Annotated in this window: 1 pseudogene; it reads left to right on the top strand. The window is 60.8% G+C overall.

Annotated features, from left to right (window positions below):
• A pseudogene (locus tag JNK74_29780) lies at nucleotides 1–564 on the top strand (carbon starvation protein A).

The following is a 564-nucleotide window of genomic DNA, read 5'->3' on the forward strand; positions in this document are numbered from 1 at the left end:
CGACGTTGATTTTTATTCCGCTCGTCGGCGTGACGATCTACGCGGGGCACTACATTCCGTTTAGCGTCGAAAGCCTCTTCGGCGTGAGCCGCGAGCGGGCGCAAGATTATTGGGACGTAGCGTTGCTGGCCTACTGTTTGATCGCGGCGGTCGTTCCGGTCTGGCTCCTTCTGCAACCGCGCGGGCACCTCGGCGGCTATTTCTTGTATATCGCGCTCGGTGGCGCCATCGTCGGGCTCATGTTACCGGCTGGCTCTCGGCCGACGGCCAGACGCTGATGCCGTTCTTGTTCATCACCATCGCCTGCGGCGCTTGCTCCGGCTTCCATTCGCTCATCGCCTCGGGAACAACGTCGAAGCAACTCCGCCGCGAGACGGATGCCCGCACCATCGGCTACGGCGCAATGCTGCTGGAAGCGATGGTGGCTTTCATTTCCTTGTCGTGCGTCATGATTTGGGCGGCGGGATCTCCGAACCTGTTCGATCCGAAAACCGGCAAGTCGCTCACGGCCAACCTGATCTACGCCCAGGGCATGGGCGAGTTCCTTAAAGTGCTCGGTATTCC

The organism is Candidatus Hydrogenedentota bacterium (genome assembly GCA_016791475.1).
Lineage (GTDB): Bacteria > Hydrogenedentota > Hydrogenedentia > Hydrogenedentales > JAEUWI01 > JAEUWI01.